This window comes from Rouxiella sp. Mn2063 (genome assembly GCF_049319665.1).
Taxonomy (GTDB): Bacteria; Pseudomonadota; Gammaproteobacteria; order Enterobacterales; family Enterobacteriaceae; genus JBMOUD01.
Genome location: NZ_JBMOUD010000015.1, coordinates 20,067 through 42,257, shown reverse-complemented (window position 1 = coordinate 42,257; position 22,191 = coordinate 20,067). Strand labels below are relative to the sequence as shown.

Annotated in this window: 18 protein-coding genes; 7 read left to right on the top strand and 11 right to left on the bottom strand. The window is 48.7% G+C overall.

Translation table 11 applies throughout. From position 1 onward, the window contains the following. Nucleotides 1–219 precede the first annotated feature (219 nt). Entirely contained in the window at nucleotides 220–1,905 is a 1,686-nt protein-coding gene (locus ACL9RG_RS18520; RefSeq protein ID WP_422794110.1) for a methyl-accepting chemotaxis protein, read from the top strand. A gap of 113 nt (nucleotides 1,906–2,018) precedes the next feature. Here ACL9RG_RS18520 and ACL9RG_RS18515 read toward each other — a convergent pair whose 3' ends face one another. The 7 genes from ACL9RG_RS18515 to ivy form a co-directional block, all read right to left on the bottom strand. Further along, complete coding sequence (locus tag ACL9RG_RS18515; protein WP_422794109.1) at nucleotides 2,019–3,041, bottom strand: sensor domain-containing diguanylate cyclase; 1,023 nt, start codon at nucleotides 3,039–3,041, stop codon at nucleotides 2,019–2,021. A 228-nt stretch (nucleotides 3,042–3,269) separates the two neighbouring features. Beyond that, nucleotides 3,270–4,292: a porphobilinogen synthase gene (gene hemB / locus ACL9RG_RS18510; protein WP_422794108.1), complete on the bottom strand. Its 1,023-nt coding sequence runs from the start codon at nucleotides 4,290–4,292 to the stop codon at nucleotides 3,270–3,272. A 70-nt stretch (nucleotides 4,293–4,362) separates the two neighbouring features. Next, a complete protein-coding gene (locus ACL9RG_RS18505) occupies nucleotides 4,363–5,706 on the bottom strand; it encodes a dihydroorotase (protein WP_422794107.1) in 1,344 nt (447 codons plus the stop codon). Between the two features lie 75 nt (nucleotides 5,707–5,781). Then, complete coding sequence (locus ACL9RG_RS18500; RefSeq protein WP_422794106.1) at nucleotides 5,782–6,342, bottom strand: carbonate dehydratase; 561 nt, start codon at nucleotides 6,340–6,342, stop codon at nucleotides 5,782–5,784. Then, nucleotides 6,332–7,261, bottom strand: coding sequence for a GTP cyclohydrolase FolE2 (gene folE2, locus ACL9RG_RS18495; protein ID WP_422794105.1), 930 nt, complete (start codon nucleotides 7,259–7,261; stop codon nucleotides 6,332–6,334). Before folE2 ends, ACL9RG_RS18500 begins: the two co-directional genes overlap by 11 nt. A gap of 153 nt (nucleotides 7,262–7,414) precedes the next feature. Then, nucleotides 7,415–7,741, bottom strand: coding sequence for a cupin domain-containing protein (locus ACL9RG_RS18490; RefSeq protein WP_422794104.1), 327 nt, complete (start codon nucleotides 7,739–7,741; stop codon nucleotides 7,415–7,417). A 319-nt stretch (nucleotides 7,742–8,060) separates the two neighbouring features. Beyond that, nucleotides 8,061–8,507 (bottom strand): Ivy family C-type lysozyme inhibitor, encoded by a 447-nt coding sequence (ivy, locus tag ACL9RG_RS18485; RefSeq protein ID WP_422794103.1) that lies wholly within the window; start codon nucleotides 8,505–8,507, stop codon nucleotides 8,061–8,063. 508 nt (nucleotides 8,508–9,015) lie between these two features. On the opposite strand from ivy, the gene ACL9RG_RS18480 reads away from it, so the two are divergent. The 6 genes from ACL9RG_RS18480 (at nucleotide 9,016) to ACL9RG_RS18455 (ending at nucleotide 17,086) form a co-directional block, all read left to right on the top strand. Then, a complete protein-coding gene (locus ACL9RG_RS18480) occupies nucleotides 9,016–9,717 on the top strand; it encodes an HpcH/HpaI aldolase family protein (protein ID WP_422794102.1) in 702 nt (233 codons plus the stop codon). 186 nt (nucleotides 9,718–9,903) lie between these two features. Next, on the top strand, nucleotides 9,904–11,067 hold the full coding sequence (locus ACL9RG_RS18475) for a siderophore biosynthesis protein PvsA (RefSeq protein WP_422794101.1): 1,164 nt from the start codon (nucleotides 9,904–9,906) through the stop codon (nucleotides 11,065–11,067). Next, entirely contained in the window at nucleotides 11,067–12,776 is a 1,710-nt protein-coding gene (locus ACL9RG_RS18470) for an IucA/IucC family protein (RefSeq protein WP_422794100.1), read from the top strand. Before ACL9RG_RS18475 ends, ACL9RG_RS18470 begins: the two co-directional genes overlap by 1 nt. A 103-nt stretch (nucleotides 12,777–12,879) precedes the next feature. Next, nucleotides 12,880–14,655, top strand: a complete 1,776-nt coding sequence (locus ACL9RG_RS18465) for an IucA/IucC family protein (RefSeq protein ID WP_422794099.1) — start codon at nucleotides 12,880–12,882, stop codon at nucleotides 14,653–14,655. Next, a complete protein-coding gene (locus ACL9RG_RS18460; RefSeq protein WP_422794098.1) occupies nucleotides 14,652–15,830 on the top strand; it encodes a type III PLP-dependent enzyme in 1,179 nt (392 codons plus the stop codon). Before ACL9RG_RS18465 ends, ACL9RG_RS18460 begins: the two co-directional genes overlap by 4 nt. A gap of 131 nt (nucleotides 15,831–15,961) precedes the next feature. Further along, nucleotides 15,962–17,086, top strand: coding sequence for an ABC transporter substrate-binding protein (locus ACL9RG_RS18455; RefSeq protein WP_422794097.1), 1,125 nt, complete (start codon nucleotides 15,962–15,964; stop codon nucleotides 17,084–17,086). A gap of 503 nt (nucleotides 17,087–17,589) precedes the next feature. Here ACL9RG_RS18455 and ACL9RG_RS18450 read toward each other — a convergent pair. From ACL9RG_RS18450 to ACL9RG_RS18435, 4 genes are all read right to left on the bottom strand, one after another. Further along, a complete protein-coding gene (locus tag ACL9RG_RS18450) occupies nucleotides 17,590–19,656 on the bottom strand; it encodes a TonB-dependent receptor family protein (RefSeq protein WP_422794096.1) in 2,067 nt (688 codons plus the stop codon). Between the two features lie 359 nt (nucleotides 19,657–20,015). Then, on the bottom strand, nucleotides 20,016–20,582 hold the full coding sequence (locus tag ACL9RG_RS18445; RefSeq protein ID WP_422794095.1) for a hypothetical protein: 567 nt from the start codon (nucleotides 20,580–20,582) through the stop codon (nucleotides 20,016–20,018). Nucleotides 20,583–21,008: 426 nt separating this feature from the next. Beyond that, nucleotides 21,009–21,338: a hypothetical protein gene (locus ACL9RG_RS18440; protein ID WP_422794175.1), complete on the bottom strand. Its 330-nt coding sequence runs from the start codon at nucleotides 21,336–21,338 to the stop codon at nucleotides 21,009–21,011. 323 nt (nucleotides 21,339–21,661) lie between these two features. Then, the gene (locus tag ACL9RG_RS18435) at nucleotides 21,662–22,171 is read right to left on the bottom strand and encodes an HPP family protein (RefSeq protein ID WP_422794094.1); all 510 of its coding nucleotides are present in this window, start codon (nucleotides 22,169–22,171) and stop codon (nucleotides 21,662–21,664) included. Nucleotides 22,172–22,191 lie beyond the last annotated feature (20 nt).

Here is a 22,191-nt window from a genome sequence, read left to right as displayed (position 1 = left end):
TAAAATAAAATGATATATACCCAATAAACTTCAAGATGCAGACAGGCAGAAATCGAGAACCCCCGGAGCTTGGATAACTAAGTGGCTGGAGTGAACGAGAACAGCCCTGCAACTTAAAGTATGACGGCTATATCATCATAGTTGTACTCTTTGCTGTTATTTCTTTCGATTACGTTCTTTTCTTTCCGGTGATATAACAACAAAAACTCTGGGTGTTTTATGAACAAACTAAAAAACATGCGACTCAGTACCATGCTTGGTGCTGGTTTCGCATTAGTTATCGCTATTGGATTTTTCGTCGCACTATTTGCCAGAGTGCAGTTGGTTTCTATTGGAAATAACCTAAATTACACAGCTAATACTCGACTGGTGAATTTGTTAATCGTGATGAAGATTAAGGATAATATCACCGACAATGCTCATGACATTCGTGATATGGCGCTATTCACCACACTGCCACATAGTGAGGAACAGAGCCGGGAATACATTAGAAAAACCAACCAAACTCTCGAAAAACGTATCGCCGACAATAATGTGTTACTGCAACAGCTCGATAAGGCGCTGGTACTAAAACACTCCCGCGAGATGTTTAATAACCTAAATACACTCCGCCCTGCTTATTCCCAAGCACTACGCAAAGTGATGAAGGTCAGTGCTGAAGGCAAGTATGACACAGCAAGAGAACTGGTTATCAATGAGGTAACAGGCCCTCAAGCGCTGGTGCTGGATGCGCTCAGTAAAATGATCGATTCACACTCCCAATCGACAGTTAAAATGGCTCGCAATTATGTTGAGGACGCTCATTTCTCTGGCAATCTATTGTTGCTGATAACGATTATTAGCGCACTGATTGGCGCAGCGATCTCCTGGCTTATTGCTCGCGCAGTTAAAGGCAAACTTGGTGGAGAACCGGCTTATGCGGCATGGGTAGCGCAACAGGTTTCTGAAGGCCAACTGGATACGGCAGTAGCGTTGAAAAGCGACGATAGCCATAGCTTGCTCGCGGCAATGGATAGTATGCGCGCTCGCTTGTTAAGCATTGTTCGCGAAGTCCGTGATAGCAGCCATTCTATTTCAACAGGCGCCAGTGAAATTTCTGCCGGCAGTACCGATCTCAGTCAACGCACCGAACAGCAGGCTGCCAGCCTGCAAGAAACTGCCGCATCGATGGAACAAATGAGTCACACCATCGAGCAAAATGCCGCAACCGTACGTACGGCAACACAACTGGCAAACTCAGCGAGCGATACAGCAACACAAAGTGGCCACGCCGTAAATAATCTCGTGCTGACAATGCAGGAAATCACCGGCAGTTCGCAAAAAATTGGCGACATTATCAGTGTTATCGACGGTATTGCTTTCCAGACCAATATACTGGCACTAAATGCAGCGGTGGAAGCGGCACGGGCGGGTGAATCAGGCCGTGGTTTTGCAGTCGTTGCAGGCGAGGTTCGTTCACTAGCACAACGCTCAGCCTCTGCGGCTAGTGAAATTAAAGTGTTGATTGAAGAAAGTATGCGCACCGTAACCAAAGGCTCGGATATGGTGAGCTCCGCAAGTGAAACCATCGATGATTTAGTTCAGCAATCCCATCGCGTCGCAGGCCTGATCTCAGAGATTGGTGTCACGACCGAAGAGCAAGGCCAAGGAATACACCAAATTAATGTCGCTATTACGCAGCTAGACCAGGTCACTCAGCAAAACGCAACACTGGTAGAAGAATCCGCCAGCGCTGCTGACAGCCTGAGCGACCAAGCGGCTAAACTGGTGCAATTAATGAGCGTGTTTAATATCGGGCAGTCATTGACGCCAGCCACCGGGCGTCAGTTTCAGTCCAATCCAGTAAAAATAACGCGCCGACCAGCATTAGCGGCCGTCAGTTCTGGTGATTGGGAACAGTTCTAGAATTGACGCTTGTGTTCATCGCTGTGGCGGTAATAGAAAAGACCTGTTTTAAATAAAAAAGGCCTACGTTTTACGTAGGCCCCATAAATCAGGTAATAACATCGACAACAAAATCAGCAAACCTTTTTCACACTGCGACGGCGACTCTTCTCTTTATACATTTCCGCATCCGCTTCACGCAGCGCCATATCTGGCGTGGTAACTGCAGGATTGATAGCAATAGCGCCAATACTTGGCCCAGCGTAATCAATCAGGCAAGAGTGCAATTGGTACTGGCCGGTAAGCAACTCACTTAATCTGGCTTTAAATGCCTGCGCCGCTTGCAGTGCTTCGTCATATTCTTCAGGGCCAACACCGGCCACGATAAATTCATCCCCCCCGACTCGGCCAAGGACTTCGTCAACACGCACGCCTTTTTTCAGTCTTTCTCCCACTGCGACTAAAAAATCATCGCCGACTTCATGCCCATGAATATCATTAATCTGTTTGAATTCGTCCAGATCGGTAAAGGCAATCAACACATAGCGGGCATCCCTATTGGCACGGGAAAAGAGTGGCGGCAACTGCTCAAAAACAGAACGGCGGTTGGCAAGCCCCGTCAAATCGTCAGTGTAACTGGCGGTCGTCAAGGCAGCGTTTGCTTGCTGCAACTGCCTCATTAACTGTTCATTCTGAATTTGCTGGGCAATAAGATTGGCAAACAGATGCAGGACTTGCTCGCTACGTTCGGAAAGTTGGTGACTCTCAGAGCTTGCCGCACACAAGGTACCGTAGAGAGAACCATCGGCCAACATCACCGGCGTGCTAACGTAGGTGGTAATATTTAATGCTTTTGCCGCTTCAGAGTCCCCCCATACACTGGCAACATCACAGGTGTAGCGCATTCCTTCGTCAAGAGCCCGCTTACAAAGCGTATCTGCCCAAGGCACCGATAGTCCTTCTGGGATCTGCATTTTTTTGCTGTTGCGGGCAAATAAAACGTGCTGCAAGCTGCCATCTGGCTCAATACGCGTCAGATAGGTCGACTCCATATTGGTCACCAGCTCGAGCATTTCTAGCAACTGGCGGACGAGCCCTTCAAACGTATGTTCCGAATGCAGTGCGGTGGAAATGCGTTCGATAAGATTGTCAGTCATTGGTCAGAAAACTCTTGTTGAATTGGCAGTGCAGGTCATAACCTGTTGAGCGTTACGTTTTAACATATTTGCAATGTAACGTCCTCTCTCCGGGTCAAATCTTTACGAAAAACATACTCAATATTAGGTATATTTCTGGCAGGAAACGTTGACGCAAATGCTCAATATCAACAAAGAACCGCGCGATGTATAAATAAACTCTTATCGAAAACGACAAGGGACTAGGTATTAACGCTGCATCTTGCTCTCTTCAATCCATTGCGCCGTTTCTTTGGCGAAGTAAGTTAATATCCCATCCGCGCCCGCGCGTTTAAAACACAATAAAGATTCCAGAACCGTAGTTTTTTTATCAAGCCAGCGGTGCTGAAATGCTGACATATGCATCGCATACTCGCCTGATACTTGATAGGCAAAGGTCGGAATAGCAAAGGTGTTTTTTACCTCACGAATCACATCCAGATAAGGCATTCCAGGCTTGACCATCACCATATCGGCTCCTTCCTGAATATCTTGAGCCACTTCTTGCAAGGCTTCCAGCCGATTTGCCGGGTCCATCTGATAAGTCTGTTTGCTGTTTTTTCCCAGAGTAGATGCCGATCCAATAGCATCGCGGAATGGACCATAATAACTGGACGCATATTTTGCCGAGTAGGCCATAATTTGGGTATGCAAATACCCGGCTTTTTCTAAACTTTGCCTAATCGCGCCAATACGGCCGTCCATCATGTCACTGGGTGCCACAATATCGACACCAGCGCTGGCATGCGCCATCGCTTGCTGCACCAAAATATCGTTAGTGACATCGTTGAGCACTTCACCGTTCTCATCGACAATCCCATCCTGGCCGTGAGAGGTATAAGGATCGAGGGCAATATCCGTTAATATTCCCAACTGTGGAAATTCCCTTTTTAAACACCGAATAGCTCTGGGGATCAATCCTTTATAGTTAAAGGCCTCTTTGGCATGTAATGATTTTGCCGATGCTTCGATACAGGGAAATAACGCTAATACAGCAATACCGAGCTTTGCCACCTCTTGCGCCTCTTGCAGCAATACATCAAGGCTCATTCGATAAACGCCAGGCATCGAGTCCACCGCCTGTCGTTGGTGAGTCCCTTCAACGATAAATACCGGGTAAATAAGGTCATCGACGCTCAACTGATGTTCCGCCACCAAACGGCGGCTAAAGGAGCGTGAACGACACCGGCGCAAACGGCGCGCGGGAAAAGTGGCAGGAATAATAATACTCACCGGGATCTTCTCTTTTTTGAACAATGAGAACCGCAGAGCGTGTTCTGCGGCTTGGACGATGTGTTTTCTGTTATCTGCTGAATACCAGCTTATGGCCATTGGGCGTGGGCAAAATCTTTCCTTGATGATAGGCACAGTGCCCATTCACCCAGGTTGTTGTGATACTGCCACCGTAAAAGGTGTCATCAATGAAAGGCGTCCAACCGCATCGATAAAAGAGTTCATTGCTACGAACGTGGTAAGGCTTGTTTGGGTCGATAAGGACCAGGTCGGCCCAATAGCCTTCACGTAAATATCCACGCTCTTTTATTTGATAACGCTCGGCAACAGCATGACTGGTTTTCTGCACCATCAGCTCCGGCGTCATCACGCCACGCTGACACAAATCCAATAATGCCGGGATTGCATGCTGGACTAACGGCAGCCCGGAAGGCGCACTGAAATAATGTCCTTGCTTCTCCTCCCAGGTGTGCGGCGCGTGATCGGTGGCAATAACATCAATCACACCGTCGTTTAACGCCTGCCACAACGCAACCTGATGCGAGGGCGCTTTTACTGACGGATTGCATTTCATCAAGTGCCCTAAGCGAGGATAATCAAGCTGATTGAAAAACAGATGATGCACACAAGCCTCTGCGGTGATCTGTTTTTTCCGCAGTTGAGCAAGCGTCGGTGCCGCGTCAAATAGCGCCAATTCTTCAGCAGTGGTGATATGTAGAACGTGCAGACGTGAACCATATTTTTTCGCCAACGATACCGCCAATGACGACGAACGATAACAGGTTTCAACGCTACGGATTTCCGCATGTTTATGCGCCGGAATATCATTGCCATATTTGAGGCGATAAACGGCTTCCTGCGCTTTAATCAGCTGCGAATCTTCACAGTGAGTGGCGATGAGTACCGGGGAGTCAGAAAATATCTGGGCCAGCGTTTCTTCGTTATCGACCAGCATATTGCCCGTTGATGCGCCCATGAAAATTTTCACCCCGCAGGCTTCATCAGGGCGCAAACGGCGAATTTCATCGAGATTGTTATTGGTCGCCCCCAAATAGAAGCTGTAATTGGCGACAGAAACCTGCGCAGCACGAGTAAATTTATCCTGTAATGCGGCTCTATCTGTGGTTTGCGGCACCACGTTAGGCATTTCCATATAACTGGTGATTCCCCCGGCAACTGCAGCCCGCGACTCGCTAGCAATCGTGCCTTTCGTCGGCATTCCCGGTTCACGAAAATGTACTTGGTCGTCAATCATCCCAGGAATGAGCCACTGCCCTTTGGCATCAACGACGGTCATTTGCGCAGTCGCGCTAATATCAGCGGCGATATATTCAATGCGTCCCTCACGAATAAGCACATCCGCAGATTGCCGCATCCCTTCATTAATCAGCGTCGCGTTTTTAATTAATGTCATGTTCATGGCGTTGCCTTTCGTCTTGCTATTCGCGTCATTGGCGGCGCGTGATATGCGCCGCTTCTAATCAAATAATTAAAACTCGTTGCGTAAGCGGCGGTAGCCTTCAACTAACTGCACGTTAGTTGCGGCGACATCTTCGGAAAATTGCAAGGAAGGCAAATCGACTTGATTAAACAAGCTCAAATCGCTCTGTGGCCCAACATGCTCACACGAGGGGATATAAAGCGCAGGCGGAAGCGTCAAGCCATCGACCACCGCGTTATAGCGGATCACACAGCCCTCGCCGATAACACAGTTAAACAACACGCTGTTGAAACCGATAAATACGCGTCCGGCAATCTCACAAGGCCCGTGCACAATGGCTCGATGGGCGATAGAAGTATGGGAGCCAATCGAGACACCGGCACCACTTTTAGAATGGATAACGACTCCGTCTTGAATATTGGAATGTGAACCGATAATAATCGGTGACATTTCGCCCTTCTCATTAAGCTCATCTGCCCGGATAACCGCATAAGGCCCGACATAGACATAATCTTCGATGACAACCTTGCCACAGATAATGGCTGTGGGGTCAACATAGGCTTTTTCGGAAACGATAGGAGAATGACCCGATGGATTTTTACGCAGCATGAGAACCTCTTTTCCAGACAGCGAGTGCGACGGCATTGTGAGCGTGAAGGCTTTCTTGATGTTCGACGCGAATCGCCACTTGATCAAAATGACATTGATTATTTAGCGCGCGATAAAGTCTTCTCGCCGCATCCTCACAAAACATTAAGTTTTGCCCGTTAGCGATAGCAAACGCCTGTTCATCGCTACGTTTAACCGCCGTTTGCACCGGAGTAGACAGTGCCGTTTCGATACGATTGATTAATTCAGTGACAGGAAATTGCGCGGCATCCTGACCCAACGTCACCGTCACCCACGCCCAACTGCGCTGGCTATGTGGCGTGGCAGGTAAGCCACGTTTATCAAACCAATCAGAAACCTGCTGCACAGAGATAGCGTCAGGTTGATGGTCAAAATCGAGGCTGAATTGCTGCTGGGCGACTTGTACGCTTAACGCCGCAGAGCTTGGGCAGGTTGATGAATATGGCACGCCAATTTTTAGCGTCAGCATCCATTGGTGATCCAGCCTGGCATCAATCTCGAAGGGATACGCCTTCCAGCCTCGCATTTCTGAGAGCAAAGACGGACGAGAAAGTAGGATATCGCCACTGAAATGAAGATGGGCACAAGAGGCTTGCCCTTGATGAGAAATAATAAACTGTGTCAGCGTGCTTTTAATCAAAGCGGGCGTCAGTTCACTCTGCGTCAACTCATCCAACGCCTGATAAAGGCGCGACATGTGTATACCTTTTTGGCCGTTCTCTATTGCCAGCAAATCAATACCGGCATTCACCGTCGCACTTACCGGCCTTCCGGCTATTTCAATCGGTAAAGCAATGCCTTCCATGCCAACCCAATCAAGTCCAATACTGCTTGCCACCTCATTCATTGCCTGCGCATCAGCCAGCGGCGCATTCGGTGTTTCAATTGTTACGCTCATGCATCCTCAGTCTTTCTCTATTCAACACCACACACTAGTTATGTTATAACATAACAATATTGCGGTTTCCGTAATTTTATAAAGAAAAATGGAGAGCGGTTAAAGCGTGAGCGGAAAGCGATAAGAACAACGAGTGGGGGGAGATTAAAAGCGTCAGAAAGGGGCTGAGTGAGGGGGAGAATCAACATCAACCAACAGTAACGTACCGTAGCTTCCCGGTAGTACCCGGTGAACACTGCCTTGAGAAACTAGAAAATATTCGCCCTCTTGCAGAGAGAATGTTTCATTATCAACAACAAGCTGCATATAGCCTTGGATAACGACTAAGAGTTCATCAAAATCTGGGTGTACTTCATCCGGGATCCCTTCTCCCCCCATTTTAATAACTTTAATATTCGCGCCACCTATTTTACCGATCGCTAAAGATATCCATTCGTCGGCAAGGCTGGCAGCGATACTGGTGAGTTGTCCGGTTTTCAATAGTCATCTCCAGATAATAAACAGAGATTATATATACTCAATTTAACCGCACGCCCAAACTCATAAATATGATAAGAAATGCCAAAAAATATCCTCTGGCAATGCCATGCTGTTTTGGCCGACAATAATTCGGCCAATCTCTGACCCGCTCGAATATCAAAGTCAGTGAACAACACCACAGGTTTAATAGTGCGTTCGCACGACTCAGTACTTGAGCGATGGCAAAAGCAGATATTGTGGAAGACAGGGCGTATAGCGATAAACTCACCTGTAAATACGGCAACTAATCTGCCCGCCGTATTAACAGGTGGAGAAGAAATTATTTATAGTTGAAACTGTCAGGATGGTTTTCCAGGCTACCGGTTAACGAAGCATAAAGAATGGTTTTGCCATCAATAGATAATTCATCTGGAACACTCAGCCAGAGTAACTTTTGACTCGCATTTTTTTCTTCCACACTGGAGAAAACACCGCTCATTTTATGTGTTGATGGCGAGTACAACACCGCGATTTGTTGGCTCGAACAATCATGGGGTTTGCAGGCATTCAACACCAGAAATTGGCTACCGGCTATTTCCACCGTTTTATTCTGTGAGTTGGTTCCTCCTTGCGCCACCCACTTAGGCAATGTTTGTTTACCTAACATTTGCTTAAATGCAGCTTTGGTATCTTTATTCGCCGCCAGAGAACTGATATTCAGGTTATCTTCTGCCTGTACAGATAACGCTGTTAAAGAAAATAATACTGCAATTAGTGACTTTTTCATTAATCAATCTCCTTGAAAATACTCCAATTATCAGCCTTAAAAATAGTTGAGATGCTCGAGATCGGCAAATAACACGCTATGGCTGAGGTTAACACCACGACAGAATAAATTGGTATAACTTATGCTAAAGAACGTCATGACGCTTAGGTAAATTGGTTGGACAACTTTAGGAATCATCTCACTAAGTAGGCGGGATCTTATTTATCAAAATTGGGTTAATTTTTAATTTTTCAAAGACATAAAATATAAATCTTATTCAACATTCCCTCCCATTTCTTAGTAATAAGAAAAACACGTTGTTGCAACACCACGCAAAAATATCCCCTCAACCGCAACCTGAAACATTTGATCATAAATAAATACAAAATCACAACACTTGCAATGCTAGCGTTAATGATAATTATAATCATTAGTCTTTACATAAATCATGCTTACATTGCACATAAGTCAGGATGAATTACAGTCAGAATCCCAAACAAAGAGGCCTTTGTTTGGGATCCTCAACTCCGTGACACACCCCACTATCGTTGAAATGATCGCCTGCGCCGGGTATGACTTTGTCATCCTCGACATGGAACATCTGCCACACAGCGAACCCCTTCTTGCTCAGTGTATTCAGATAGCCCAATCCAATGGCTGTGCGCCGCTGGTGCGAATCGCCGAAGGCGATATTGCCAAAGTGGGACGCGTTCTGGACATGGGGGCACATGGCATTGTGCTGTCTCGCACTGAAACACCAGAACAGGTAAACGCGCTACGAGATGCGATGTACTTTCCACCGAACGGCAAACGCGGCATCACCGGTGGCACAGTCACCGGTTTTGGCACCCTCGCGCTCGGCGATTATATCCAACGGGCCAATAGCGGGTTGCTGCTAATCCCGATGATTGAATCGCAACGAGGCATTGACAATATTGATGCCATTTTGGCCACTGGCGGCGTCAGCTTGGTGATGGAGGGCGCGCTTGATCTAGCGATGGATTTACAGCTTGGCCCTGTTCCCCATCATCCCGATGTGGAACGTCGTATTCAACATCTGGCCGCACGTTGCAAACTGGCCGCCGTCCCCTTCTGTGCCAATCCTCGCACACCCGAACAACAACACAACTGGCAACAGGCTGGCGTTCATCTTTGGCTGTGCGGTGAAGATCGCGGCTTTCTATTTCGCACCCTGCGACAACGACTTCAGGACATTCAAACTGCCTGCTGAGTCGAATGTTATTCGGACGCGTTTTATTGAGGATCAGGTTTATTAAGGATGACGCTTATTAAGAGCCGTGGTGATAAAGGCTCGATTTTATCAAGGCTATTAAGGCCTATTTTTTAGCACGTATTTTTTATTATTTTTATTGCTCACATCAGGACTACTTTTCATAAAACAAAAGGTGTCAATAAGTTGCGTAAAAATCCTTATGTCATAGTCAGTCATGTGGTGAATGCTGCCGTTATAGAAGGTTTTATTCCGGCTGCACAGAAACTCGGCTACCCGGTGGTATTGCTGACCGATCAGTATATGGCGCATAACCAGGTGCTCGATGGCAGCATCGAGATTGTGGAATGTGATGTGTTTAACCCACTGGCTATGTTGGATGTACTTACCGAACGCGGCATCACTCCCACCGCTTGTTTTACCAATAGCGACCATTTACAAACCGCTACCGCTATTGTGGCTAACGCGCTGGGGTTACCCGGAAAAGAGTGGAAAATCTGTTATGCCGCAAAAGAGAAATGGCGGATGCGCCAACGTCTTGCCGCGCTTGAATTACCGTCAACCTGGTCAACGCAATTGTTACCCGATGACCAACCTGATGCGGGTTGGCCTTGGCCGCTGGTACTAAAACCGAGCCAAGGTGTCGCCTCGATGGATGTGAGTTTGGCTGAGGATGTTCAAGCCCTAAACCACCAGCTCGATGCCCTGCCTGTTCGACAGACATTGCTACTTGAACAGTTTTTACAAGGTCCACTATTTACGCTGGAAACACTGGGCGACGGTAACGAATTAGTCGCCTTAGGCGGTTTTGATGTTGAGCTATCCGCCCCGCCACACTTTGTCGAAATGCAGGCCCGCTGGCAGGGAGAGCATAGTGTGCGCTGGCGTGAACAGGCGCTGGAGCAGTTGCGGCGCTTTGGCGTTGGGTTTGGCGTCTGCCACAGTGAGTTTATCGCAACCGTTAATGGTCCGGTATTGGTCGAAATCAATTATCGCAGCATCGGCGATGGGCGCGAATTCCTGCTCGACCGTTTGCTGCCAGCAGGCTGGTTCACGCCTATCTTACAACTGCATCTTGGCCAACCTTTGCCCGTCATTGAGCCAGCCAGTGGTCAGGCATTGATTCATTACTTGGTTGCTGAACAAAACGGCGTCTTACGGCAAGCTCCGCAGCCTCTCAATGCAGCTGGTGTGCGCTATCGCCCGCTGAAAAGTCAGGGTGAACGCATTGCTTTGAGCCATTCCAATAAAGATTACCTTGGTGTGTTGTATCTCGAAGCGCCCGACAGCGCTGCATTAGATGAACTCACCCATCGCGCACAAGCTAGCTTGAGCTGGGAGATTATCTGATGAATCAACATGACTATATTGCTTTGCGTATTATCAATACCTGCTTGCGCGAGAATGTATCCGGCGTGCTGACTCAAGGTGACATCCGTCAAGAGCATGGCAGCCATTGGCTTTACAACTCACATCTGAACCACCCAATGCGTATTGAGGTGGCAGCCAGTGATTATATGCAGTCCTGGATTGCTATCGCACCTCGCTGGCAGATTCAGCAAGGCGATAACTGGCTGTCACAAGAAGGCTACCAAAACTGGCTAGCCTTATTAATGCCAGACAAACAGGAAGAGACTCTGCAACTGTACGCCAATTACAAAGAAGAGGCAGATGCCGCCTGTGAACAAGGCGAACTGTGCCAGAGTGCCTTTGTGCAGTTAAGTGAAAGTTTGGCCCGTCAACCGGGAAATATGTCGTGGGGCGAACGGTTGCTGCACGCCGATCAGATAGCCAGTTATCTGGACCATCCTTATTATCCAACGGCGCGTGCCAAATTTGGCTTCGATATCGCGCAGTTGCGCCGCTACGCCCCGGAGTTTTGCCAGCCGTTTGCGCTACGTTGGCTGGCGGTACCGAAAGAGGCATTAACCCTCACCCGCCCGTCAAACCGTCCGGCGTGGTGGCCATCCTATGAGCAAGTGGGACTGGACGACACGCTGAGTCAAAGCCATGAATTGATCCCGGTACATCCGTTAACCTGGAGTCAACTATCCACGCTTCCTGAAGGTGCTATTGCCGCGCCTCTGGCGTGGTTAGACGTGCGCCCTACGCTATCGGTACGCACGGTACAACTGGAAAGCGATCCGGCCACACATCTAAAGATCCCATTAGCGATGCGCACCTTAGGGCAAAAGAACATTCGCCTGATTAAGCCATCAACGCTATATGACGGTCAGTGGTTTGCCGAAATATTACCGGCGTTAGCGCAAAACGATCCGCTGTTACAAGGGCGTTATCGCCACGTCGATGAATCCTTCTGTGGTCATTTGGGTGAAGAGAAGTTATTCGCCTTCCTGGTGCGTCGTTATCCTGCACCACAAGAACAAGAAACGCTTGCGCCTGTGGCGGCGCTCGGTGGCAGCCTGCCTGATGGTCAATCCTATTTGGAATATATGCTGGCACAACCGGGGATGCCGGATATTGTCAGTTGGTGGCAGGAATACTGTCAGCTGATGGCCGATGTCCATCTTACGCTGTGGCTGCGCTACGGCATTGCGCTGGAATCTAACCAGCAAAATGCCATTTTGAGTTTTACCCCAGGCAAACCGCTGTCATTAATGATGAAAGATAATGATGCCGCCCGCCTGTGGGCCCCACGCTTTAATGCTGCACGCCCGGATCTCGCCCATCACCTAGATGCACTTCGCGATGAACGTATCTGCGTTGAGGATGAGCAGGCGCTGGCACAAATGTTTATCACCATTACCTTACAACTCGATTTAGCGGCGGTGCTGGAAAATCTGGCGGCTCGCGGTGCACTGCCGCGTCAGCAGGGGTATCAAATACTGCGCGATGCGTTGCTACGCACCATTGAGCAGCTCGAACATGCCGGTTGTGATACCGCGCTGGCCCGGCAGGTGCTCTTTGCAGAGGACTACCAACCGGTGAAATATCTGCTGCTGAGCGGCAGCTTATTAAGCAAGCAGGCTTCAGGCGCGGCGGATATCAATAAATACTATGGACAAAGCGGGCCGAACTTCCTCAAAGGGTCGGCGTAATGCGTATCACCAGCTCAGAAACCTCTGCTCAGTGCAATCTGTTCAGAACACTCTGTTCAGTAAAGCTGACCTGTGAATTTTTAGCCTCGAAAGGAATTACGCTATGTTAACGTCGTCGACTATTGATAAACACCCGTCCCATCATGCCGCCTTATCAACGCCCGCCAGAGATGCGGCTGAATATGCTGGCCTGACTGCCCTGCTTAATTGCTATATCCGCGAGTTTGCTCAGCCGCAAGGTGATGTGCGTCTTGCTACGCACGGTAATATTCCACAGGCATTGACCAGCAAAATGATCCCCGGTGATGTGGTGCTAATTACACTCGCCGCCAGTGAGAAAATGCTGGCAATAAAAGCCGAACGCTGGAGTTTATTAGGGCGCGGTTTCTATAGCAGTGCTCCCTTTATTAAACAGTTTGGTAAACCCTGGCGCGCCGCCAGCTGTAGCGATGTTATCTCATTACTGTTAAGCGAAATGGCGGCCACGGTTGGGGAAGCAATCAATGCTGAACTCGCCGAGCAGATTGAAAATAGTATCGGCATCACCCGCGCTTTCGTTGAACATTCGCCTGTGCGCAGCAGTAAAGCGAGCTATATCCATAGCGAGCAAAGCCTGCTTTGGGGGCATCCAATGCACCCAAGCCCAAAAAGCCGCAGCGGCGTGGAGCATAATGCCTTACTGGCTTGTTCACCTGAAGTCGGTGCCAGCTTCCCGCTGGTGTGGTTCCGTGTCGACCCGTCTTTATGGCAATGCAGCGGCGATGCGCGCGTTGTCGCGATGCTGGCCTCACTCGGTGGAGAAGAAAACTGCTATCCCTGCCACCCGTGGGAAGTCGAACACATCGTCAATTCTCCACTTTATCAGCGCGCTGAGGCACAAGGATTAATTAGTCTGCTTGGTGAAGGCGGAATGGAGCTGTTCCCGACGTCATCAGTACGCACACTTTATGGTGAAGGATTACCGTGGTATCTGAAATGTTCTATTCACGTGCGTCTGACTAACTGTGTGCGCAAAAATGCCTGGTATGAACTCGAAAGCGCCGTTGCCCTCAGCGAGCGTTTGGCCTCACAACTCACCGCACTGGAAATCCGCACGCCGGGCTTTCGTATTATGCGCGAACCGGCAGCCACCAGCCTGGATTTCAGCCAGTTAACTGCCGGGGATGAACTGGCGGAAGTACGCCATCTGCAAGAGTGCTTTGGCATTCTCTATCGCGAAAATCTATCGGCGGAAGAGTTGGCACAGTATCAACCGCAAATGGCGGCGGCGCTGTTTGCCTATGACCGCGCAGGTATCAGCCAGATTCAGGATGTGATTGCCCGCCTGTCGCTGGCTCGTCATCTTCATCATCGCGATGCCTGCCTGCTGTGGCTGGGAAGTTATCTGGATATCTTGCTGACCGGCGTGATGGACGCCTTCTTTAATGAAGGCATCGTCTTTGAGCCACATATGCAAAACGTATTAGTCGGTATGGAAGACTATCTGCCCGCCCGAGTCTGGGTGCGCGACCTTGAAGGCACCAAGCTGACCAGCGAGCGTTGGAGCAGCGAGGACTTGGCTGATATGTCAGAACAAGCAAGGCAATCAGTGTGGTATTCCCGTGAGAAAGGCTGGAATCGTATCGCTTACTGTCTGCTGATTAACCATCTTTCCGAGGCGTTGTTCCATCTGGCCGATGGCAACCGCGAACTCGAGCAACAGTTGTGGGATCTGTTGGCTTCCCGCTTGGCAGACTGGCAGCAACAACCCGAAATCGCCGCCATGCTCAACGGCGGGCCGATTCCGTCGAAAAACAATCTGCGTACCCGCTTATTGCAACGTGCCGATAAATTTGCCGACTACACGCAGATGGCGCACCCAATGAGGATTACCCAATGACTCCGAGTGTTTATCACACCCTCAGTACGCTACAACAGTCGCGAACAGAGCCATTCTGCGCTTACGTTTATGACTTGCCGGCGTTGCATCAGCATATTTCGGCCATGCGTGCTGCGTTGCCAGCAGGCTGTGAGCTGTTCTATGCCGCCAAAGCCAACCCGGAACAGCCGATATTACATACCTTATTAGATCAGGTTGACGGTTTTGAGGCTGCATCCGGCGGAGAGTTGAGCTGGCTGCATGAGCAAGTACCGGGCAAACCGCTGATTTTCGGCGGGCCGGGTAAGCTCACCTCCGAACTGGCGCAGGCGCTGGAATATGATATCGATGTGATTCACGTCGAAAGCATCAGCGAATTGCAGCGTTTGGACAGCCTGGCGCAGCAGGCAGGCAAACCCGTGCGAGTATTGCTGAGAATGAACATCGCGCTAGAAGGAATTAGCGGCACACGGCTGATGATGGGCGGTAAACCTACGCCGTTTGGGCTAGATAGCAGCGAGTTGTCTCACGCGATTAGTCTGGTTAAAGCCTCATCGTGGCTAAAGCTGCGCGGCTTCCATTTCCATCTAATGTCGCATCAGCTCGATGTCGATAACCATCTGGCGCTGATGCGTCTGTACCTGAATCAGGTGAAAGAGTGGTGTACTCAGTACGATATTGAGGTTGATTTGGTTAACGTCGGCGGCGGGATAGGTATTAACTATCAACAGCCGGACAACCATTTTGACTGGTCAGCTTTTTGCGCACGGTTGCCGCAGGTGATTGATGAATGTGATGCTAAGGCACTCACGCTGCGTTTTGAATGCGGACGCTTCATCACCGCCGCCTGTGGTTATTACGTGATGGAAGTGCTGGATATTAAGAAAAACCTCGGCGAATGGTTTGCCATTGGTCGTGGTGGTACTCACCACTTTCGGACGCCGGCAGCACAATCGCATAACCATCCCTTTAGCGTACTAAGGCGCGAACATCTCCCGGCGCAAATAGAAAATGAGCCGGTCACGCTGGTTGGTCAATTATGCACGCCAAAAGATGTGCTAGCCCGTCAACAGCCGGTGGCAGCTCTGGCGAGCGGCGACTGGTTGGTGTTTAGCCTGGCCGGAGCATATGCCTGGAATATTTCACATCAACATTTCCTGATGCACAGCCCGCCTGAGGTTATTTGGCTGCGCTAAGGTTCTAGTGTTAAGACAGCATAAAAGCAAAATGGCAGATAAAGGAATATCTGTCATTTTTGCTTGCTTGCAATTGTACGCAACAGTTTTTACATTTCTGCTACAAGAGTTGTTTCTGATACGAGAGAATTATGATTCGAACGCTTCGTTTTCTGCTGTCGTTTTTAGCCTTTGCGCTCCCCGTTTACAGCCTCGCCGCGCCGCTGACGGTAGTCGATATGGCCGGGCGCAGCGTCACGGTCAATGCGCCGGTATCGCGCGTGATGCTCGGTGACAGCCGTATGTTGCTGGCAGTGAATATTCTGCACCCGACCGACCCGTTAAAAAGCATTGTCGCATGGGATGATTCACTGATTCGTCGTGCACCGGATATGGCTCGCCATTATCAACAGCGTTATCCTACACTGAGTAAAATCGCAGTATTTGACAACCCATATCGCAGCTATTTCAGCGTTGAAAACGCCTTAACGCTGCACCCGGATTTAATCATTTTTGATACCGGAATTTTGCCGAAAATGCGCGACAGCGGCACCTTAGCCCTGTTAGAAAAGAGCGGCATTCCGGTGATCTTTATCGATTTTCGCAACCAACCGCTGACCAATAGCCTAGGCAGCATCCGTCTGCTCGGGCAGGTATTTGCAGAACAGCAAAACGCCGAACGTTTTATTACTCGCTATCAGCAGTTGCTGGAGCGTGTACGCCAACGCATCGCCAACATACCCAAAGCGCAGTGGCCAGGCGTGATATTCGAGAATCATGCTGGGATGGCCGGTGATATGTGTTGCGCTGTTTTTGGTCGTAACAGCTTTGGGCAGTTCGTCACCGAAGCCGGCGGCAATAATCTATTGGCAGATAAAATCCCGGCGCAAGGGGCTGATATTAATCAGGAGCAGTTGATCACCTCCAACCCAGATTACTACCTGCTAAGCGGTGCCGATTGGAGCCAGCGCGGCGGCCACTCTCTTGCCGTACCGCTAGGGTATGATGCAACCCGTGACACTGCGCTACCCCGCCTGCAAAACTTAATGAAGCGTAACGGATTCTCAGTGCTGAAAGCCGTGCAACAGCAGCATGTGATGGCGGTATATCACCAGTTTTATGACAGCCCGTTTAATGTGATCGCGATTGAAGCTATGGCGAAATTCTTCCATCCACAAGCATTTGCCGATGTTGATCCTCAGGCGGATCTCGAGGCGCTGTATAAGGATTTTACGGGCGTGGATTATAGTGGGTTGTTCTTTTTGCAATTGAAATAAATGGGCAGCGATGCCCAGAGCTAATCGGTGGATGATTTATGTTGGTGCGGTGCAGGTTCAGTCGCTAATCACTGCACAGTAATATGCATATTCTGCCGAACGCGACCGGCAAGGGCCTTGAGGCGAAGGCCCTTGCATCCCGCGCCTGCGCTTAGCTTGTCGGGTCGCTGCGCGACTGCCCGCGCTTACTGCTTCGGCCGGACGGGTCGGCTGAGACGGGCGTCCTGCCCGGCTCAACCTAAATCGGCCGGTCCATGGCCGATTTCCCCTGGCCTCATTCGTGCGCTTGGCCGACAAGATGCGCTATTAAAGGTCAAGGAATTTAAAGTCAAGGGCTGGTCGTTAATTTGATGACAACGTTGTCTTTGATATCGAGATACTCGGGTCTAGTAATGCTAGGGGCGCTCCGGCGAGCAAGCTCGCTACGACCCCAACGCTTTACTTCCCCTAATAACTGGCTTTGCTTGTATTCTGACGACCAGCCAACAGGCTGGTCGTGTTGGTTAGAACTTGTAGGTTAGGCCTGCGGTGACGGAACGGCCCGGCGCGGGTTGGCGTCCCCATGGGCTGGTATCGATGCCGCGGAACCAGTATTCCTCGTTGAACAGGTTGTTCACCCCAACGTAGCCGCTGAGTTTGTTACGTCCTGATGCCCACAAATCACGGCTAACCTGCGCATTCCATACCCAGTAAGCAGGCATTTGGCCGGCAGATTGCGTGGCGTTATCATGCACGGTGTTGGCCGCATCCGAGTAGGAGTTGCTGAAGTAGTAGCCTGCCAATGTAAAGGTGGTGTCACGCCATTCGTAGCTGCTATCCAGCGTCACTTGTTGGCGAGAAGCGTAAGGCACTTGGTTGCCTTTGTACTGGCCGTTCATCTGCTCAGCATCCAGATACGCGTAACCGGCGTGCAATTTCAGGCCAGATACCGCCGCCGGACTCCAATAGCCTTCCAGCTCAATCCCTTGATGACGAGTTTTACCAATATTCTCGTAACTGTCGTTCAGGCTGTTATAACTAATTTGGTCGTCATAATCGATGCGATACAAGCCTGCACTCAAGCTGACATTTTTATTTGGCGTGAAACGCACTCCGCTTTCATAGTTCCACGACAGTTCAGAAGTCACGTCGCCGCCTTTGACAATCTGCGTGACCTGCGCAGGCCTTACGCTTTTTTGTGCGTTGGCATACAAGAACCATGCTGGCGACAACTGGTAGCCAACGGTCAGACCCGGTAACCACTGCTGATCTGGCGCTGAGCTTCTAAAGCCCGTGACCGCATCGCTATATTTTTCACTGATGTGCTCATAACGCACACCAGGGGTAATGGTCAGGCTGTCATCAAAGAGCTTGACGGCGTTGCTGATATAACCGGCCCAGGCTTTATCATCGAAATCCCAGTTACGGGTGGTGGTGGTGACATCAGTAGCCAGTGAGCGCTGCTTCACCTGATAGCCAATATCTTCACTGATAAAGCGCCCGCCAACAATCCATTGCTGGTTAACCTTATCACCATTAATGTCCATACTCAGACGAGGTTCAGTGCCCCAAACTTTGAAGTTACGCGGCGAGTTCTGCACCGTATTAGCAGGCAAAGACGGGTTCCAGGTTTGGCCCGGCACGGTGCTCATTCCAACGTGGAAATCACGATCTGACTCCTGATCGAAGAACATCCAGTTAAATTCTGCGCCGTCGATAAAGCCTAATGAGCCGAGTTGCTGGTTATAAACCGCACTATAACGCTTGGTACGGCCGTTATAATTATCCCACGGACGCGTACTTTGATTGCGGTTAGCTTTATAAGCGGAGTCACTGAGCGCACCGGCAAGATCAGCACGCGCATCATAATATTGATAGGAAAGATTCAGGCTGGTGCTGTCATTGATATTCCACAGCCCACGCAGGCGGAAGTTCTCAACTTTGCTGTCACTGTGATCGCGGAAAGAGTTGCCCTTCACCTGATTAGCTTCAACCTGCAAACCGAAGTTGTCATTGAGCATACCGCCGGTACGCAGGTAGGTATCCCAGAGATTACGGCCACGCCCATAGAAGGTAGCGCGTTGGGTAATTTCGTTTTCCCAATTTACCGGAATCGGTTTACTGATAAGGTTGATGACCCCGCCGACATTATTCGGGCCGTACTGCACAGCAGCACCGCCGCGTACCACATCAATGCGGTCAATCGTAGAAAAACTGACAGGGAAAAGCGACATCCCTTCTTGCCCGTAAGGGGCCAGCGCCAGAGGAATACCATCTTGCAAGATCTGAGTACGGCCGCTGCGGCTATCGTATAAACCACGAACCGAGATCTGCGGTAATACGCCAGTACCCGTTTCATCCTGGATTTTTACTCCCGGCACGCGCTGAAGTGCATCATCTAGCGTGCGGTTAGCACCATTATGTAACTGATCTTGTGTAATCACCGTACGGTTGCCGGGCCAGGTTTTCACTTGCTCGGCTCGCGAATCCCCCAGAATATCGCCGTTAACCGTAATGGTATCATCTTTCGCCAATGCAATATTGCTTAATAAAATCAATGCAATAGCGCTGGCAATACGAGAGTATTGCATCAGTCTTTCCTTGTTAATGTTAATGATTCTCATAATCATATTTCTAATCATTACCAAATTAGAAGCATTTATTAACAAGTCTTTACAAAGTAGCTACTTATTTATAAATAAGTAAGAAAAATCCAAGGGGGATTTTTGAGTCGAATCAAACAAACAGCGCAGTAATAAAAAATCATGAAAACCAGGAATTACAGTGTATTAAACACAGTCACCCTCAATTTTTTCGTAAAAGAAATGGTGTTAAGAACTGGCAAAGCGAGAGTGTAAAAAGCCTTAAGAAATAAAAAGCATAAAGCCATGGGGAAGTTTTAAAAGTTGTGGCTATTGGCGGCAAACTTTATGCATGCTATGTGCGATCATTAGCTTATCTTTTTCCAGATGATGACATCACTAGAAGTGGCTATAACCAAAAAGATGCCATCCCAAGAAAAACCTACGGTACAGAGATTTTCAGAAAAAATACGGCAACACCCTTGCTGTAAATCAGCAATCAGTGCTGATTTTCCTGGAGGACAAAATATCACATCTTCAATCGGCCAATCGGGAGCAACCACTTCTATTGATTCCCCAAAGCGATTAATTTTGGGTAACCCTCCGCCACAGAGTCCAGATATAGCAATAAGCTCACCTGAAATCGAACCAATACCGCGACATTGCATATTAGCGGGATCATACCAATTCCCGTCAGTATCATAGTCTCTAGACACTTTTCTACCAGAATAGCAATCTACAACACTTCGGCCTGACGAAGAGACAATCAGTAATAAATTGGTTGATTTGGAAAAACCGACTTCGGTTAATCCCCCAACAGCTAACTCGGTGACTTTATCCCATCCCAATGGTGATGCATCATTGACTCTTTTTATGGTTTCGATAACTCGCGTTCGATTATCTTTGCCAGAACGAAATAAATTGAAAAATGACATACGATTTCCTGCATGCTACATCATAAATTATCGTCAATTTATACTGTGATCGATTCTCAATATCTCATCTAAAGATAATGTTCTCCATTGCCCTTCGTTTATACCAAAATCGGTATAGGAATAATGTAACGCCTCTCCAAGAGAGGACCACAGGTGATCTCCTTCAATAATGTTTTTATTGTAATCGATGTACCTTATCTCTAAATAAACGATATCCCCATCGGCGCATGTCATACCAAACAAAACGATAGACGATACACTAGGGTGGGATTGATTCGATTGTTGGCATTCGCTGAACAAGTACATCGGTATGCTTGATTTCATTCGGCTCATCCTTTTCTACTGATGAATATTGCCAACCAAGCCAATAAAAATCAAAAAAAAAGGCCGGATATCCGGCCTTAGATTTGAACAAGAGTGAATAAATTATTCAGTAACTTTGTTCTTCAGGTCTTCTGCGCCTTGCTTGGTTTTGTCCCAGGCCTTCTCGGAACCTTCTTTAGTTTTGTGCCAGGCTTTTTGTGTACCTTCTGACACTTTGCTGCCGGTGCTATCTTTCTTACCTTCAGCTGCATGTTTAGCCTTGAGTTTCAGCTCATCGCCTTTATTCTCAGCCTTGTGCAATTTTTCTTTAGCGGTATCTGCGCCTTCGTGCGCTTTGGCAACGGCTTCGTCACTCACGTGGGTCGTTGTGTCAGCAGCAAATACAGGTGATGCCAGTAAAATAGCAGATAAGGCAAAAATTGCTTTTTTCATCATAGTCCCTCATTGGTCAGATACATTCGATATAACTAACAACAGCATGGCATAAATTTCTAGCCGAACGATTTAAGAATAGACTTAAAACAATGAGTCGTTAGAAAATATTTTTCTTTTGCTTGCCCTTTTATAGCTTACCCACCAGATTAATCTGGTTATATAGGGAAAGTAGAACAATGGGAGGGAATTTATAGTACTGAGTACAGAAACAGACTCAAACTTATTAAATAAAATCGTTGATGACTCAATACTATTTTATCGAAAACCACTGTTCTATTTTGGTAAGGCTTGGCCATGTTCAATGATGGATATATACGACACTACCAACGCTTAGGCCAGTTATGATCGGAAGTCAGATTATTGAAGCACAGAGCAGTAAACAGCAGGATTAATGTGCCGCCGAGTATTGGTGTGAGCAGGAAACTCCAATGTACCTGACCGACCAGCATAATCAGCACCGGATTAGCACCGGCGGGTGGATGCAATGTCGAGGTCAATTGCATCAACGCAATAGCTAAACCTACCGCTAACCCTGTCTGCCAGAAACCATCTCCCAGTAGCCATAAGATCAACAAGCCGATGGCGGCACAAAGCAGATGGCCGAAAACCAGGTTGCGCGGTTGTGCTAAGGGACTTTCCGGCAGGGCAAACAGTAAAACACTAGACGCGCCAAAAGGTGCGATAAGCAGGAGTTGATGCGTCTCTTTTGCCAGCAGGCCTAACAAAGTGATAGCAATCCCTCCCCCAACGAATCCAAAGAATGCATTTCTAAGGCGTGTGTTGCGTATCGCACTGACAGTGATAGAGGGCAAGGCTGAATGGTTACTCATTTAAGCTCCCAAGTAGTAAC